Source organism: Variovorax boronicumulans (assembly GCF_009811375.1).
Classification (GTDB): domain Bacteria; phylum Pseudomonadota; class Gammaproteobacteria; order Burkholderiales; family Burkholderiaceae_C; genus Variovorax; species Variovorax boronicumulans.
In genome coordinates this window covers 3,991,372-4,003,861 of sequence record NZ_BKDH01000001.1, presented here as the reverse complement: position 1 = coordinate 4,003,861, position 12,490 = coordinate 3,991,372, and the positions used below count along the sequence as shown (strand labels likewise).

Sequence of the window (12,490 nt, the reverse complement as noted above, 5' to 3'; positions counted from 1 at the left end):
GAACCTCAGCTGGCGTAGCGTGCATCCAGCGCATCGAGCTCGGGCTTGCGCACCAGCCGCTGCCGCTCGGCGAAGGGCGCGACCAGCGACGGGTCTTCGTCCATGCGCCGCGTGTCGCGCAGCACCGTGAGCGCCTTCTGCATGCCGGCCAGCGCGCCCTGCAGCGCGGCGTTGGCGTACAGCACGATGCCGTAGCCGAGGCCGCCGAGTTCCTCGGCGCCGAAGATCGGCGTCTTGCCGCCGATCACCATGTTCATGAGCTGCGGCTTGTGCAGGCGCTGCGGCAGCGCGCGAATCTCGTCGGCCGTGGTGACGGCCTCGACGAACAGGATGTCGGCGCCGGCCTCGCTGAACTTCTGCGCGCGCTCGATCGCGGCCTCGAAACCCAGCGTGGCGGCCGCGTCGGTGCGCGCCATGATGAGCAGGTCGGGGTCGGTGCGGGCATCGACCGCGGCCTTGATCTTGTTGACGGCTTCCTCGGTGGAGATCACCTCCTTGCCCGAGAAGTGGCCGCAGCGCTTGGGCGCGACCTGGTCCTCGAACTGGATGCAGTCGGCGCCCGCGCGTTCCAGCACGCGCACCGTGTGGCGCACGTTCAGCGCGTTGCCGAAGCCGGTGTCGGCATCGACGATCAGCGGCAGGTTCACCGCGTCGCGGATGCGCGCCGTGTGGTCGGCGATCTCGTGCAGGCCCATGAAGCCCTGGTCGGGCAGGCCGAACCACATGTTGGTGACGCCCGCGCCGGTGACGTAAATGGCTTCGAAGCCCAGGTCTTCGATGACACGCGCCGACAGCGCGTTGAAGGCGCCCGGCACCAGCACGCCGCGGCGGGCCTCGGCGAGGGAACGGAGGGTCTTGCGAGTCGACATCGGAATTTCCTGTGAATGGATCTGAAAGCTCAAAGGGTGTCGCCGGGCACACGGACCCAGCCTTCCATCAGTACGCGGGCGCTGCGGCTCATCACCGCCTTGGTCACCTGCCATTCGCCCTCGACCTGGCTGGCCTGCGCGCCCACGCGCAAGGTGCCCGAGGGGTGACCGAAGCGCACGGCCTCGCGCGCGCCGCCGCCGGCCGCGAGGTTCACCAGCGTGCCGGGAATGGCGGCGGCCGTGCCGATGGCCACGGCCGCCGTGCCCATCATGGCGTGGTGCAGCTTGCCCATCGACAGCGCGCGCACGAGCAGGTCGACGTCGCCGGCCGCGACGGTCTTGCCGCTCGATGCGGTGTAGCCCGCGGGTTTGGCCACGAAGGCGACCTTGGGCGTGTGCTGGCGGCTGGCGGCTTCGTCGAGCGTGCGGATGAGGCCCATGCGCAGCGCACCGTGCGCGCGGATGGCCTCGAAGCGGGCGAGCGCGGCGGCATCGCCGTTGATCGCGTCCTGCAGCTCGGTGCCCGTGTAGCCGAGCGCCTCGGCGTTCACGAAGACGGTGGGGATGCCGGCGTTGATCATCGTGGCCTGCAGCGTGCCGAGGCCGGGCACCTCCAGCGCGTCGATGAGGTTGCCGGTCGGGAACATCGCGCCGCCCGCGCCGTCTTCCTCGGCGGCGGGGTCCATGAATTCGAGCTGCACCTCGGCCGCGGGGAAGGTCACGCCGTCGAGTTCGAAGTCGCCGGTCTCCTGCACCGCGCCGCCGGTCATCGGCACGTGCGCGACGATGGTTTTGCCGATGTTGGCCTGCCAGATGCGCACGACGGCCACGCCGTCGCGCGGCACGCGTGCCGCATCGATGAGGCCGTTGCTGATCGCGAACGGGCCCACGGCCGACGAGAGGTTGCCGCAGTTGCCGCTCCAGTCGACAAAAGGCCGGTCGATCGACACCTGGCCGAACAGGTAGTCCACGTCATGGCCGGGCCGTTCGCTCTTCGAGAGGATCACGGTCTTGCTCGTGCTCGACGTCGCGGCGCCCATGCCGTCGATCTGCTTGCCGTAGGGGTCGGGGCTGCCGATCACGCGCAGCAGCAGCGCGTCGCGCGCGGGGCCCGGCACCTGCGCGGCCTCGGGCAGGTCCTGCAGGCGGAAGAACACGCCCTTGCTGGTGCCGCCGCGCATGTACGTGGCGGGGATCTTGATCTGCTGGGTGTGCGGCATCGTCAGTCGGCTTTCGTGGCGGCGAGGAAGTCTTGCGCAAAGCGCTGCAGCACCCCGCCGGCTTCGTAGATGGACACCTCTTCGGCGGTGTCGAGGCGGCAGGTCATGGGCACGTCGAGCCGTTCGCCATTCTGTCGGTGCACGACCAGCACGAGGTCGGCGCGCGGGGTGCGCGCGCCGGTCACATCGTAGGTCTCGGTGCCGTCCAGGCCCAGCGTGAGGCGGTTGGTGCCCGGCTTGAATTCGAGCGGCAGCACGCCCATGCCGATGAGGTTGGTGCGGTGGATGCGCTCGAAGCCTTCGGCCGCAATCGCTTCCACGCCGGCCAGCCGCACGCCCTTGGCGGCCCAGTCGCGCGACGAGCCCTGGCCGTAGTCGGCGCCGGCCACGATGATCAGCGGCTGCTTGCGCAGCATGTAGGTCTCGATGGCCTCCCACATGCGCATCACCTCGCCCTCGGGCTCCACGCGCGCCAGCGATCCGGCGCGCACCGCGCCGTCGGCCTTGCGCACCATCTCGTTCTTCAGCGTGGGGTTGGCGAAGGTCGCGCGCTGCGCCGTGAGGTGGTCGCCGCGGTGGGTGGCGTAGGAGTTGAAGTCGTCCTCGGGCAGGCCCATGCGGTGCAGGTACTGGCCGGCCGCGCTGTCCAGCAGGATCGCGTTCGATGGCGACAGGTGGTCGGTCGTGATGTTGTCCGGCAGGATCGCCAGCGGCCGCATGCCCGTGAGCGTGCGTTCGCCGGCGAGCGCGCCTTCCCAGTACGGCGGGCGGCGGATGTAGGTGGAAGCGGGGCGCCAGTCGTACAGCGGCGCGACCTGCTCGCCCGTGTCGGGCTGGATCGCGAACATCGGTTCGTACACCTGGCGGAAGTGCGCGGGCTTCACGCTGGCCTTGACGATGGCGTCGATCTCTTCGTCGCGCGGCCAGAGGTCCCTGAGCCGAATCTCCTTGCCGTCGACCACCGTGAGCACGTCCTTCTCGATGTCGAAGCGCACCGTGCCCGCGATCGCGTAGGCCACCACCAGCGGCGGCGAGGCCAGGAAGGCCTGCTTCGCGTACGGATGAATGCGCCCGTCGAAGTTGCGGTTGCCCGAGAGCACGGCGGTGGCGTACAGGTCGCGATCGACGATCTCCTGCTGGATGACCGGGTCGAGCGCGCCCGACATGCCGTTGCACGAGGTGCAGGCATAGGCCACCACGCCGAAGCCCAGCTGTTCGAGCTCGCGCATCAGGCCCGCATCTTCCAGGTACAGCGTGACCGCTTTCGAGCCGGGCGCGAGCGAGGTCTTGACCCATGGCTTGCGCGCCAGCCCCACGCGGTTGGCGTTGCGCGCGAGCAAGCCCGCGGCGATCACGTTGCGCGGGTTGCTGGTGTTGGTGCAGCTGGTGATGGCCGCGATGATCACGGCGCCGTCGGGCATCCGGCCGGGCACGTCGTCCCACGGGGCGGCGATGCCGCGCGCCGCGAGGTCGGCGGTGGCCACGCGCGCATGCGGGTTCGACGGGCCGGCCATGTTGCGCACGACCGTCGACAGATCGAAATTCAGCACGCGCTCGTATTCGACTTCGCGCAGCGTGTCGGCCCACAGGCCCGCCTGCTTCGCATAGACCTCGACCAGGCGCACCTGTTCGTCGGCACGGCCCGTGAGGCGCAGGTAGTCGAGCGTCTGCGTGTCGATGGCGAACATCGCGGCGGTGGCGCCGTACTCGGGCGCCATGTTGGAGATGGTCGCGCGGTCGCCCAGCGTGAGGCTGGCCGCGCCTTCGCCGTGGAACTCGAGGTAGGCGCCCACGACCTTCGCCGCGCGCAGGAACTCGGTGAGCGCGAGCACGACGTCGGTGGCCGTGATGCCCGGCTGCGGCCGGCCCGCGAGGCGCACGCCGACGATGTCGGGCAGCCGCATCCACGAGGCACGGCCGAGCATCACGTTCTCGGCCTCGAGCCCGCCCACGCCCACGGCGACCACGCCCAGCGCATCGACGTGCGGCGTGTGGCTGTCGGTGCCCACCAGCGTGTCGGGGTAGGCCACGCCGTCCTGCGCATGCACGACGGGCGACATCCGCTCCAGGTTGATCTGGTGCATGATCCCGTTCCCCGGCGGGATCACCTCCATGTTGCGGAAGGCCCGCTTCGTCCATTCGATGAAGTGAAAGCGGTCTTCGTTGCGCCGGTCCTCGATGGCGCGGTTCTTCGCGAAGGCATCGGGGTCGAAGCCGCCGCACTCCACGGCCAGCGAGTGGTCGACGATGAGCTGCACCGGCACCACGGGGTTCACCTGCGAGGGGTCGCCGCCCTGTTCGGCGATGGCGTCGCGCAGGCCGGCCAGGTCGACCAGCGCGGTCTGGCCGAGGATGTCGTGGCAGACCACGCGCGCGGGGAACCACGGAAAGTCATGCTCGCGCTGGCGCAGGGCAAGCTGCGTGAGGCTTTGCACGAGGATCGCCGGGTCGCAGCGGCGCACGAGGTTCTCGGCATGCACGCGCGCGGTGTAGGGCATCGGGGCCCAGGCGCCGGCCTGGATGGCTTCGACGGCTTCGCGCGCATCGAAGTAGTCCAGCGCGGTGCCGGGAAGGTTCTTGCGGTAGTCGGTGTTCATGGGGCGCTTGTCGCTCGGCACCCGCGCGCAGGCACGGGCGCTTTTCTTCTTCTCGTGTTTTTACTTCCGATCCTGGATCGGCGCGAACTTCAGGTCTTCGGGGCCCGTGTAGTTGGCGCTGGGCCGGATGATCTTGTTGTCGATGCGCTGTTCGATGATGTGCGCCGCCCAGCCCGAGGTGCGCGCGATGACGAACAACGGCGTGAACATGGCCGTGGGCACGCCCATCATGTGGTAGCTCACGGCGCTGAACCAGTCAAGGTTGGGGAACATCTGCTTCACGTCCCACATCACGGCCTCGAGCCGCTCGGCAATGTCGAACATCTTGGTGGAGCCGGCCTCCTGCGACAGCGTGCGCGCCACGCCCTTGATGACCACGTTGCGCGGATCGCTCACGGTGTAGACCGGGTGGCCGAAGCCGATCACGACTTCCTTGGCGGCGACGCGGCGGCGGATGTCGGCCTCGGCCTCGTCGGGTGCGTCGTAGCGCTTCTGGATCTCGAAGGCCACCTCGTTCGCGCCGCCGTGCTTGGGGCCGCGCAGCGCACCGATGGCGCCGGTGATGGCCGAATACACATCGGAGCCCGTGCCCGCGACCACGCGCGCCGTGAAGGTGGAGGCGTTGAACTCGTGCTCGGCATAGAGGTTGAGCGAGGTGTGCATCGCGCGCTCCCACTGCGCGCTGGGCTTGCGCCCGTGCAGCAGGTGCAGGAAGTGCGCGCCGATGGAGTCGTCGTCGGTCTCGACCTCGATGCGCCGGCCCTGCGTGGACCAGTGGTACCAGTACAGCAGCATCGAGCCGAGCGAGGCCATCAGGCGGTCGGCGATGTCGCGCGCGCCGGGCAGGTTGTGGTCTTCCTTCTCGGGCAGCAGGCAGCCCAGCGACGAGACGCCGGTGCGCATCACGTCCATCGGGTGCGCGCTGGCGGGCAGTTGCTCCAGCGCTTCCTTCAGGCTCGCGGGCAGGCCGCGCATGGCCTTGAGCTTGGCCTTGTAGGCACGCAGCTCGGCGGCCGTGGGCAGCTTGCCGTGCACCAGCAGGTGCGCGATTTCCTCGAACTCGCAGACCTCGGCGATGTCCAGGATGTCGTAGCCGCGGTAGTGCAGGTCGTTGCCGGTGCGGCCCACGGTGCACAGGGCGGTGTTGCCGGCGGTCACGCCCGACAGGGCGACGGATTTCTTGGGCTTGAAGCCGGTGGGGGTGGCGGTGTCGTTCATGCGGGTTCCTTGTCGGTGTGCAGGTAGGTGTTGCGCAGGCGCGCGGGACGGCCGCGGCCGTCGACGGCCACCATCTCGAACAGGCCTTTCAGCGAAGGGCGGGCTTCGCCATCGGGCGGCTCGGCCGCGCCGGTGACGCAGACCGTGAGCGAGCTGCGCCCGGCGCGCGTCACCCAGGCCCGCAGGCGCAGCACATGGCCGACGGGCACGGGCGCCAAGAACTGCGCATCGCCCAGGCTGGCCATCACCACGTCGGACTTCGCGAAGGTGCGTGCGGCGAGGAACGCGGCCTTCGACATCAGCAGCAGGGCGTTGCCGCCGAACAGCGTGCCGTAGTGGTTGGCGTGCTCGGGGAACACGATGTCGGTCAGCTCGATGGCGGCGGATCGGTGGGTCATGCTTCGCAATTTACGCAATCGAACGCCCATAATGAAGGCCTGAATTGGCGAATCATTGCGAATGAAGACGGCTGATTTTGCAAATATTGCGAATATCGCAAAGACCCACGAGGTGACCCGATGAGCAAGACCTTCATGGGCGTGCGCCTGCGCACGCTGCGCGCCGAACGCGGCCTCACGCAGGTGGCGCTGGCCCAGATGCTGGGCCTGTCGCCGAGCTACCTGAACCAGATCGAGCAGAACCAGCGCCCGCTCACCGTGGCGGTGCTGCTGCGCATCAGCAAGACGCTCGGCGTCGACGTGCAGCAGTTCTCCGAAGACGAAGAGGCGCGGCTCGTGGCGAGCATGCGCGAGGCGCTGGCGGACAACCCCGGCGGCGAGGCCGTGGCGCTGCCCGAGCTGCGCGAGGTGGCGTCGCAGATGCCGGCCGTGGCGCGCGCGCTGCTCGCCTTGCACCGCCGCCACCAGGAGGCGCAGGAGCGGCTGGAGCTCATGGCCGCCGAACTGGGCGACGGGCGCGGCGACATCTCGCGCAGCCGGCCGATGCCCTTCGAGGTGGTGCGCGATTTCTTCTTTGCCCACCAGAACCATTTCGACCCGCTCGACACCGCCGCCGAATCGCTCGCGGCGCAGGCCCATGCGCAGGGCGGGCCGCTCGCCGAATGGCTCCAGCAGCGGCTTCTTTCGGCCCATGGCGTGCGCGTGGTGCCGGGCGACGAAGCGGAGGGCGTGCTCGACAGCCAGCGCCGCTACGACCCGGCCCGCCGCGTGCTGCGCCTGTCGGCCGGCCTGGAGCCGGGCCAGCAGGCCTTCCAGCTGGCCACGCAGCTCGCGCTGCTGGAGCAGGCCGCGCTCATCGAATCGCTGGTCGTGCAGGCCGATTTCGGCGACGCGCCGGCCCACGCGCTCGCGCGCATCGGGCTGGCCAACTACTTCGCGGCCGCCGTGCTGCTGCCCTACGGCCCGTTCCTGCAGGCGGCCGAGGCGCTGCGCTACGACATCGACCTGCTCGCGCGCCAGTTCGGCGTGGGTTTCGAAACCGTGTGCCATCGCCTGAGCAGCATGCAGCGACCGGGCGCGTCGGGCGTGCCCTTCTTCTTCATCCGCGTGGACCGGGCCGGCAACATCTCCAAGCGGCAGTCGGCCACGCACTTCCACTTCTCGAAGACCGGCGGCACCTGCCCGCTGTGGAACGTGTACGAGGCCTTCGCGCAGCCCGGGCGCGTGCTGCCGCAGCTGGCGCGCATGCCCGACGGCCGCGCCTACCTGTGGATCGCGCGCACCGTGTCGCACGGTCAGCGCGGCTTCGGCTCACCGAGCAAGACCTTCTCGATCGGCCTGGGCTGCGACATCCGCCACGCCCCGCGCCTGGTCTACGCCAAGGGCCTGGACCTGAAGGACCCCGACGTGCCCACGCCCATCGGCATGGGCTGCAAGGTGTGCGAGCGCGTGGCCTGCCCGCAGCGGGCGTTCCCGTTCATCGGTCGGCCGCTGGATGTGAACGAGAACGAAAGCAGGTTCACGCCCTATGCCGTGGCCGGCGCGTAGGGCGGCGGCGCGTCAGTCGCCTTGCGCAGGCTGCTGCGTGCCGGACGCCTCGCTCCACCCACCCCCCAGCGCCTTGTAGATCGCCAGCCGGTTCGTCTGCTCCGTGAGCTGCAGGCCGATGAGCGTCTGCTGCGCCGCATAGTCGCTGCGCTGCGCGTCCAGCACGTCGAGGTAGTTGGCGGCACCGCTCTTGAAGAGCGACTGCGAGAGCTCGAAGCTGCGCGCGGTGGCGGCGCGCAGCGAGCGCTGTGCGTCGAGGCGCTCGGCCAGCGTGCGGCGTTCGGCCAGGGCGTCGGCCACTTCGCGGAAGGCGGTCTGCACGGCCTTCTCGTAGGCGGCGACCTGGATCTTCTGCTGCGCCTGCGCCACCTGCAGGTTGGCGCGGTTGGCGCCGCCGTCGAAGATCGGCACGCTGATCGACGGCGCGAAGCTCCAGGCCTTGCTGCCGCTCGCGAACAGGCCCGAGAGCGTGCTGCTCGCGGTGCCGGCCGAGGCGGTGAGCGCGATGCGCGGGAAGAAAGCCGCGCGCGCGGCGCCGATGTCGGCGTTGCTCGCGCGCAGCGCGTGCTCGGCGGCGCGCACGTCGGGCCGCTGCTGCAGTACGTTCGACGACAGGCCGGCCGGCGGCACGAGCAGCTGCGCCACGTCGGCGGTCGTCGCGGCGGTCGGCAGCAGTTCGGGCGGCGGCGTGGCGCCGACCAGCAGCGCCAGCGCATTGCGGTCCTGCTCGACCTGGCTGTCGAAGGCCGCGGCGTCGGCGCGCGCGGCATCGACGGTGCTTTGTGCCTGCGCCAGCGCCAGGCCCGACTGCGCGCCGAGCGCATGGCTGCGCTGCACCAGCTCGAAGGACTTGCGCTGGCTCTCGAGCGTGCCGCGCGCGAGCTGCAGGCGCTGTTCGTCGGCGGCCAGTTGCAGCCACGCCGTGGCGACGGAAGCCACGAGGCTGATCTGCGTGCTGCGCTGCGTCTCTTCGGTCTGGAAGTAGCCCTGCAGCGCCGATTCGCCGAGGTTGCGCACGCGCCCGAACAGGTCGAGCTCGTAGGCCGTCATGCCGAGGTTGGCGCTGTACTGCGAGGCGATGCGCGATTCGCCGCTGGTCGACAGGCTGCCCGGCGTGCGCGAGCGCGTGCCGGCGGCGCCGGCGTTGACGGTGGGGAACAGGTCGGCCCGCGCGATGCCGTACTGGGCGCGCGCACGCTCGATGTTGAGCGCCGCCACGCGCAGGTCGCGGTTGTTGGCGAGCGCGAGTTCGATCACGCCCTGCAGCTGCTTGTCGACGAAGAAATCGCGCCAGCCGATGTCCAGCGGCGTGGCCGTGGCGACGCCGGCCGAGGGCAGGGCCGAGGGCACCGGCGAGGCCGGCGTTTCGTACGCGGGCGCGAGGTTGACGCAGCCCGCGAGCACGACCGAGGCCAGGGCGGCGCAGGCCAGTGCGCGCAGGGGAAGGCGGGGCAGGGTGGTGCGCTTCATCATTGCGCTCCCTGCTCTGCCGGCAAGGCATCCGGTGGCGTGTCGGCCGGCTTGCGGCGGCCTTCCAGCCAGCCGCGGATCATCGCGAAGAACAGCGGCACGAAGAAGATGCCCAGCGCCGTGCCGACCACCATGCCGCCCAGCACCGCGGTGCCGATCGACTGGCGCCCACCTGCGCCCGCGCCGGTGCCGATGGCCAGCGGCAGCACGCCGAAGCCGAAAGCCAGCGAGGTCATGAGGATGGGGCGCAGCCGCAGCCGCACGGCCTCCAGCGTCGCCTCGATCACGCCCTTGCCCTGCTCTTGCAGCTGCTTGGCGAACTCGACGATCAGGATCGCGTTCTTCGACGACAGCCCCACCGTGGTCAGCAGGCCGACCTGGAAGTACACGTCGTTGCTCAGGCCGCGCAGGCTGGTGAACAGCAGCGCGCCCACGATGCCCAGCGGCACCACGAGGATCACCGAGAACGGCACCGACCAGCTCTCGTACAGCGCCGCAAGGCACAGGAACACGAACAGGATCGAGATAGCATACAGCACCGGCGCCTGCGCGCCCGACAGACGTTCCTGGAACGAGGCGCCGGTCCATTCGTAGCCGATGCCGGCGGGCATCTGCTTCATGACTTCGTCGACGGCGGCCATGGCGTCGCCCGAGCTCACGCCCGGTGCGGCATCGCCGACGAACTCGTAGCTGGGGCTGCCGTTGTAGCGTTGCAGCTGCGGCGATCCGTACGTCCAGCGCGAGCTGGAGAAGGCCGGGAACGGCACCATCTGGCCCAGGCTGTTGCGCACGCTCCAGCGGTCGATGTCGGTGGGCAGCATGCGGAAGGCCGTGTCGCCCTGCATGTAGACGCGCTTGACGCGGCCGTTGTCCAGGAAGTCGTTGATGTAGGTGCCGCCCATCGCGCTCGACAAGGTGCTGTCGATGTCGGACGTGGCCAGGCTGGCCGCGCCGGCGCGCGCGTCGTCGATGTCCACCGCGAACTGCGGCGTGTCGTCCAGGTTGTTGCTGCGCACGTTCGCCACCTCGGGGCGCTTGGAGAGCAGGTCGATGAGCTGGTCGCGCGCCTTCACCAGCGCGTCGTGGCCGAGGCCGTTGATGTCCTTCAGGTGGAAGTTGAAGCCCGCGTTGGCGCCGAGCCCGCGCACCGCCGGCGGCAGCAGCACGAAGATGCGCGCGTCGCGGATGGTCGAGAGTTCCTTGTTGGCGCGCCGCGCGAGTTCGGCGGCCGACTGGCCGGCGCCTTCGCGCTCGGCCCAGTCTTTCAGCTTCACGAAGGCGCGCGCCGAACTCTGGTCGCCGTTCTGCCCGGTGATGACGTTCACGCTCACCACCTCGGGCTGCTTCGTGAAGTAGTCCTGCATCTGCGTGACCACCGGCTGCAGCCGTGCGTCGGACGCGCCCGGCGGCAGCGTCACCTGCACCTGCAGGAAGGCCTGGTCTTCATCAGGCAGGAAGGAGGTGGGCAGGCGCATGAACAGCAGCGCCATCACGGCGGCGATGAGCAGGTACACCACCAGGCTGCGCTTGCCGCGCCGCACGATGCCGCCGACGATGCCCTGGTAGCGGTCGGCGCCCTGATCGAAGCGGCGGTTGAAGCCCGCGAAGAAGCGGTCGACCGCGCCCAGCACGCCCTTGCGAGGGGCCGCGTGGCCGCCCTTGGCCACGGGCTTGAGCAGCGTGGCGCACAGCGCCGGCGTGAGCGTGAGCGCCACGAACACCGACAGCGCCATGGCCGAGACGATGGTGATCGAGAACTGGCGGTAGATCACGCCGGTCGAGCCGCCGAAGAAGGCCATCGGGATGAACACCGCCGACAGCACCAGCGCGATGCCCACCAGCGCGGGCGTGATCTCGGCCATCGACTTGCGCGTGGCCTCCTTGGGCGACAGGCCCTCTTCGTGCATCACGCGCTCGACGTTTTCCACCACCACGATGGCGTCGTCCACCAAGAGGCCGATGGCCAGCACCATGCCGAACATGGTGAGCGTGTTGATCGAGTAGCCCGCCACGGAGAGCACGCCGAAGGTGCCCAGCAGCACCACCGGAACGGCAATGGCCGGGATCAGCGTGGCGCGGAAGTTCTGCAAAAAGATGTACATCACCAGCACGACCAGCACCATGGCCTCGGCCAGCGCCTTCACCACCTCGTCGATGGACGCGCTCACGAAGGGCGTGGTGTCGTAGCTCACGAAGGTCTGCATCTGGTTCGGAAAGAGCGGCTGCAGCTCGGCCACCTTGGCCTTCACGGCCTCGGCCACCTGCACCGCGTTGGCGCCGTCGGCCAGCACGATGCCCATGCCGGCGCCCGGGCGCCCGCCGAGCACCGAGCGCACCGTGAGGTTCTCGGCGCCCAGCTCGACGCGGGCCACGTCGCGCAGGCGCACCACGGCGCCGTCGGGCGTGGCGCGCAGCACCACGTTCTCGAACTCCTCGACCGTCTTCAGCTTGCTGCGCGCGGTGATGGTGGCGTTGAGCTGCTGCTGCGCGCCGGCCGGCAGCGCGCCGAGCTGGCCGGCCGAGACCTGCGCGTTCTGCGCGGTGATGGCGCTGCCCACGTCGGAGGGCATGAGCGCGTACTTGCGCAGCTTGTCGGGGTCCAGCCACAGGCGCATGGCGTAGCCGGTGCCCAGTGTCTGCACCTCGCCCACGCCGTCGACGCGGCTGATGACGTCGACCAGGTTGCTGCTGATGTAGTCGCCCACGTCCACCGCCGAGGCGCTGCCGTCGCCGGAGAACATCGAGACGATCAGCAGGAAGTCGTTGCCGCCCTTGGTGACGGTGACGCCGCGGCTTTGCACCTGCTGCGGCAGGCGCGACATGGCCTGCTGCAGCTTGTTCTGCACCTGCATCTGGGCCACGTCGATGTTGGTGCCCGCGTTGAAGGTGAGCGACAGGCGCGCCACGCCCGACGAGTTGCTGGTCGACTGCATGTACAGCAGGTTGTCCAGCCCCTTCATCTGCTGCTCGATGACCTGGGTGACGGAGTCTTCGACCGTCTTGGCCGAGGCGCCGGTGTAGGTGGCGTTGATGGACACGCGCGGCGGCGCGATGTCGGGGTACTGCTCGAGCGGCAGCGTGCGGATGGCCATCAGGCCGGCGAGCATGACGACGATGGAAAGCACCCACGCGAAGATGGGGCGGTCGATGAAGAACTGGGCCATGGGTCG

General features: G+C 69.8%; 8 protein-coding genes. 1 reads left to right on the top strand and 7 read right to left on the bottom strand.

Annotated features, from left to right (window positions below; all coding sequences use genetic code 11):
- Positions 1-5: 5 nt before the first annotated feature.
- Genes VHAB30_RS18385 through VHAB30_RS18365 form a run of 5 tightly spaced genes read right to left on the bottom strand, consistent with a single transcriptional unit; the run spans position 6 to position 6,302 of the window.
- Complete coding sequence (locus VHAB30_RS18385; protein WP_095744092.1) at positions 6-869, bottom strand: isocitrate lyase/PEP mutase family protein; 864 nt, start codon at positions 867-869, stop codon at positions 6-8.
- Between the two features lie 29 nt (positions 870-898).
- Complete coding sequence (gene prpF / locus VHAB30_RS18380) at positions 899-2,089, bottom strand: 2-methylaconitate cis-trans isomerase PrpF (RefSeq protein ID WP_159278065.1); 1,191 nt, start codon at positions 2,087-2,089, stop codon at positions 899-901.
- Positions 2,090-2,091: 2 nt separating this feature from the next.
- On the bottom strand, positions 2,092-4,686 hold the full coding sequence (gene acnD / locus VHAB30_RS18375) for a Fe/S-dependent 2-methylisocitrate dehydratase AcnD (protein WP_159278064.1): 2,595 nt from the start codon (positions 4,684-4,686) through the stop codon (positions 2,092-2,094).
- A 60-nt stretch (positions 4,687-4,746) separates the two neighbouring features.
- Positions 4,747-5,904 (bottom strand): bifunctional 2-methylcitrate synthase/citrate synthase, encoded by a 1,158-nt coding sequence (gene prpC, locus VHAB30_RS18370; RefSeq protein ID WP_062469421.1) that lies wholly within the window; start codon positions 5,902-5,904, stop codon positions 4,747-4,749.
- Positions 5,901-6,302 carry an acyl-CoA thioesterase gene (locus tag VHAB30_RS18365; protein WP_159278063.1) on the bottom strand — a complete coding sequence of 134 codons (402 nt, stop codon included), beginning with the start codon at positions 6,300-6,302 and terminating at the stop codon, positions 5,901-5,903. The genes prpC and VHAB30_RS18365 overlap by 4 nt, the downstream gene beginning before the upstream one ends.
- Before the next feature lie 120 nt (positions 6,303-6,422).
- Between VHAB30_RS18365 and VHAB30_RS18360 the strand changes: the two genes are divergently transcribed.
- Positions 6,423-7,850, top strand: a complete 1,428-nt coding sequence (locus VHAB30_RS18360; protein ID WP_159278062.1) for a short-chain fatty acyl-CoA regulator family protein — start codon at positions 6,423-6,425, stop codon at positions 7,848-7,850.
- A gap of 12 nt (positions 7,851-7,862) precedes the next feature.
- Here VHAB30_RS18360 and VHAB30_RS18355 read toward each other — a convergent pair whose 3' ends face one another.
- Positions 7,863-9,320: an efflux transporter outer membrane subunit gene (locus tag VHAB30_RS18355; protein WP_159278061.1), complete on the bottom strand. Its 1,458-nt coding sequence runs from the start codon at positions 9,318-9,320 to the stop codon at positions 7,863-7,865.
- The gene (locus VHAB30_RS18350) at positions 9,320-12,484 is read right to left on the bottom strand and encodes an efflux RND transporter permease subunit (protein ID WP_159278060.1); all 3,165 of its coding nucleotides are present in this window, start codon (positions 12,482-12,484) and stop codon (positions 9,320-9,322) included. The genes VHAB30_RS18355 and VHAB30_RS18350 overlap by 1 nt, the downstream gene beginning before the upstream one ends.
- Positions 12,485-12,490: the final 6 nt, after the last annotated feature.